Origin of the sequence: Gemmatimonas sp., from assembly GCF_041689975.1 — a bacterium.
GTDB lineage: Bacteria > Gemmatimonadota > Gemmatimonadetes > Gemmatimonadales > Gemmatimonadaceae > Gemmatimonas.
Map to the genome: position 1 here is coordinate 1 of NZ_JBDNFF010000437.1, position 3,578 is coordinate 3,578.

Below are 3,578 nucleotides of genomic sequence, written 5' to 3' on the forward strand. Positions count from 1 at the left end.
CTGCTCGAGCTGGTCCAGATCCGCAGGCCGGAGCTCGTCCTGGACCAGTACTCGTTCCAACTTTCCGGCGGTATGCGCCAGCGGGTGATGATCGCCTGCGCCCTCGCACAGGACCCTGACCTCATCGTCGCGGACGAGCCGACAACCGGTCTCGACGTGACGGTTCAGTCCGAGATCATGAAGCTGCTCAAGCAGATCCGGCGTGACTTCAACACCGCAGTGATCCTCGTCTCGCACGACCTCGCCCTCATCGACGATGTCTGCGATCGGCTCGTCGTGATGCACGCTGGCACCTGTGTCGAGGTGGGCGACGTTGCCGACGTGTCTCGAGAGCCGCTCCACCCCTACACGATCGCACTCAACCGGTCGCGGATCGACATTGCCGTGCCCGGTTCCGTGCTCACCACGATCAAGGGACAGCCACCAGCGGTTGGCAGCTGGCCGACCGGTTGCCGGTTCGCCGAGCGATGCGAGTTCGTCCAGCCTGACTGCGCCGTCGGCCCCAACCCGCCTCTCGTCGAGGTACGCCCGAATCACCTGTCGGCATGCAAGCACACTGAACTACTCGAGGGGCAGTTGTGAGCGGTCCGTTGGTGGTGGCACGCTCGGTAAATGTCGTTTTCGGCAGCGGCGGCGGAATGGTGCATGCAGTCAAGGATGCATCTTTGTCCGTCTCGGCTGGTGAGGCAATCGGGATCGTCGGCGAGTCAGGCAGCGGCAAGTCGACGTTCGCCCGAGTTCTCGCCGGCCTGCAACGTCCGACGAGCGGTGAGGTGCTGTTCTCCAACGAGTCGATCTACACCAAGGGCAAGGCCTACCGCGGCGACAAGCGTCGAGAGGTGCAGATGGTGTTCCAGGACCCGTACGGGAGCCTGAACCCACGCATCACCGCCCTCAGCGCAGTCAGCGAGGCCGTCAAGCTGTACAACCCTGGCTCGCGCAATGACGCGCAGGAGCAGAGCCTGGCATTGCTTGCCCGGATGGGCGTGAGTGAGAAGGATTCGCGCAAGAAGCCGCGACAGTTGTCGGGCGGCCAGCGGCAGCGCGTCAGCGTCGCCCGTGCCCTCTCCGCCAACCCCTCGGTCCTCTTGGCCGACGAACCGACGTCGGCCATTGATCAGAGCGCGCAGGCCCAGTTGCTCAATCTCTTCCGCGGCCTCCTCGGTGACGGCCTGTCGATCGTGTTGGTCTCCCATGACCTCGGGGTGATCCGCTACCTAACGAGCCGGGTCTACGTCCTGAAGAGCGGCGTCTTCGTGGAGGAGGGACCCACCGGAGAGGTCTTCGACAATCCGCAGCACGAATACACCCACACTCTGATCAACTCCATCCCAGGCCGGCACGTCGCCGACCGCACCTAACTTGGAAGGACCCGTCACGATGGTAGACAGCCGACACGTGAATCGCATGCGCGCCGCCATGGCTGTAGGCACCGCAATCTATGGGACGGCTTCGTCGATCCCGCATCCGCAGGCAATCGAGCAACTCGCCAAGGGCGGGATCGACTGGCTCTTCATCGACATGCAGCACGGGCTGGCAACCTTCTCTGACCTGCCGGGCCTGTGCACCATGCTCCGTTCCCACGGCGTGACCGCCCTGGTTCGCGTACCTTACGACGACTACTCGGTCGCCCAGCGCGCTCTCGACGCGGGAGCCGAGGGCATCATCTTTCCCTACATCGAGACGGCGGCCGAGGCTCGTCGTGCGGTCGATGCCTGCAAGTACCCTCCCTACGGCGTCCGGAGCTTCGGACCGTTCTGGTCTCCGTATGGCGCGGATATCGAGTGGCCTAACGAACAAGTGCTTTGTTTCGCGATGATCGAGTCGGTCACGGCTATGGGTCGCGTGGATGACATCCTTGCTACCCCTGGACTGGACGGCCTCTTCATCGGGCCGAACGACCTGTCGATCAGTATGGGCAACGGGCCCTCGATGGCCAGCCTGTACGGCGTCACCGCCGACGGCCAAGATCCGGCTAACCCGGCTCTGATGAAGGGTCTGGAGACGATCCGGGAGGCAGCGCATCGGCACGGCAAATGGGTCGGGCTTCAGCTGGCTACTGGAGCGGCGGCCGCGAGTGCGTTCAACGAGGGCTTCAACTTCGTCGGCATCAGCGGCGACACGAGCTACCTGGCCGACGCCTGCGCCTCCGAGATCGCCTCGGCTCGGAAGGCGACCCGATGAGCGAGCCACAATCTCGAGTGCTGATCCTGCACGTTGCCAAGTCCAATCTTGAGCCGGCCTACACCCACCTACGTGCGGCGCTCGGCAGCACGCCGTCAGTGCTGTTCGATCCGGAGTTTCCCATCGCCGATCAGATGGCCGGCAAAGACGTCGTGATCGACATCGGGGGATGGGGCCGAGCCGAGCACATCGAGGCCGGCCGGCAAGCCGGAGTGAAGCTCTGGCAGGTCGCGGGATACGGCCTCGACCATCTCGCATTGGACGAAGTCCTCGCCAGCGGCATGGACCTCGCGCGCACGCCGGGACCGACGACCGCCGTACCCCTCGCCGAGCATGCGATGTTCCTCCTGCTCGCCGTCCAGAAGCAAGCCAATCTCGCCAGATCCGCACTTGAAGCCCAGCACTTCTACGACAGTGAGAATGGCGAGCTGGCCGGCAAGACGCTGGTCGTTATCGGCACCGGAGCCAGCGGGCGGGAACTAGCCCGTCGGGCTCATGGGTTCGCCATGCGCGTGATCGGCGTGGACCTCTTCCCGATGTCCGACTCGGACATGCGGGAGTTCGGGGTCGATCGGTTCGCGAGTCTTGACGAGCTCGCCTCGGTGCTGTCTGAGGCCGATGTCGTGTCCTTGCACCTGCCGCTCACCGACGAGACAACTCATTCGATCGGCGAAGCGGCATTCAACTCGATGAAGCGTGGCGCCGTACTTATTAACGTCGCCCGCGGCGCACTAGTCGACGAGGCCGCGATGGTGCGCGCGCTCGAGTCAGGTCAGCTCGGCGGAGCGGGCCTCGACGTTTTCGAGGTGGAACCCATGGCCCCTGATCACCCGTTGTTGAGTATGCCGAATGTCGTGCTCACGCCGCACTGGGCTGCCGCGACAACGCAGACCTTCGTTCGGCGATCAGAGGTGGCAGGCGCTAACGTCAATCGTGTCCTCAACGGAGAACGGCCAGCGTTCCTGGTCAACGGCCGATGAAGCTAGCGCTCGACCCGTACATGCTGCGGACGACGCCGCTCCTTGACCTGCCCGGAGTCGTCGCGGACCTCGGATACCAGTACATCGAGTTGTCTCCCCGCGAGGATTTCATCCCGTTCTTCAAGCACCCGCGCGTTGACTCGGCAACCGTCCGGCAGTTCAAGGCAGCGCTGGCAACGGCTGGGGTCGAAATCGCATGCATGCTGCCGCTCTTTCGATGGTCCGGTCCGGGCGAGGACGCGCGCCAGGCGGCTGTTCGCTACTGGCGCCGGTCGATCGAGATTGCGGCCGACCTCGAGGTAGAGGTCATGCTGTCGGAGTTCAACGGCCGGCCTGACGCCCCCGCGGAGAGCGAGGCCTACTTCTGGCGGTCGATGGAGGATCTGCTTCCCGACTTCTCACGTGAAGGCATCC

Annotated in this window: 5 protein-coding genes; all 5 read left to right on the forward strand. The window is 64.3% G+C overall.

What is annotated here, in order from left to right:
- Nucleotides 1-582, forward strand: a 582-nt coding sequence (locus ACESNG_RS24440) for an oligopeptide/dipeptide ABC transporter ATP-binding protein (protein ID WP_373071355.1), incomplete at its 5' end; no start/stop codon positions are given.
- Nucleotides 579-1,361 carry an ABC transporter ATP-binding protein gene (locus ACESNG_RS24445; RefSeq protein ID WP_373071358.1) on the forward strand — a complete coding sequence of 261 codons (783 nt, stop codon included), beginning with the start codon at nucleotides 579-581 and terminating at the stop codon, nucleotides 1,359-1,361. The genes ACESNG_RS24440 and ACESNG_RS24445, both read left to right, overlap by 4 nt.
- A gap of 46 nt (nucleotides 1,362-1,407) precedes the next feature.
- The gene (locus ACESNG_RS24450; protein WP_373071361.1) at nucleotides 1,408-2,184 is read left to right on the forward strand and encodes an HpcH/HpaI aldolase/citrate lyase family protein; all 777 of its coding nucleotides are present in this window, start codon (nucleotides 1,408-1,410) and stop codon (nucleotides 2,182-2,184) included.
- On the forward strand, nucleotides 2,181-3,164 hold the full coding sequence (locus ACESNG_RS24455) for an NAD(P)-dependent oxidoreductase (RefSeq protein WP_373071364.1): 984 nt from the start codon (nucleotides 2,181-2,183) through the stop codon (nucleotides 3,162-3,164). The genes ACESNG_RS24450 and ACESNG_RS24455 overlap by 4 nt, the downstream gene beginning before the upstream one ends.
- Nucleotides 3,161-3,578 (forward strand): sugar phosphate isomerase/epimerase family protein (locus tag ACESNG_RS24460; protein WP_373071367.1); only part of this gene is annotated, 418 nt, incomplete at its 3' end. The genes ACESNG_RS24455 and ACESNG_RS24460, both read left to right, overlap by 4 nt.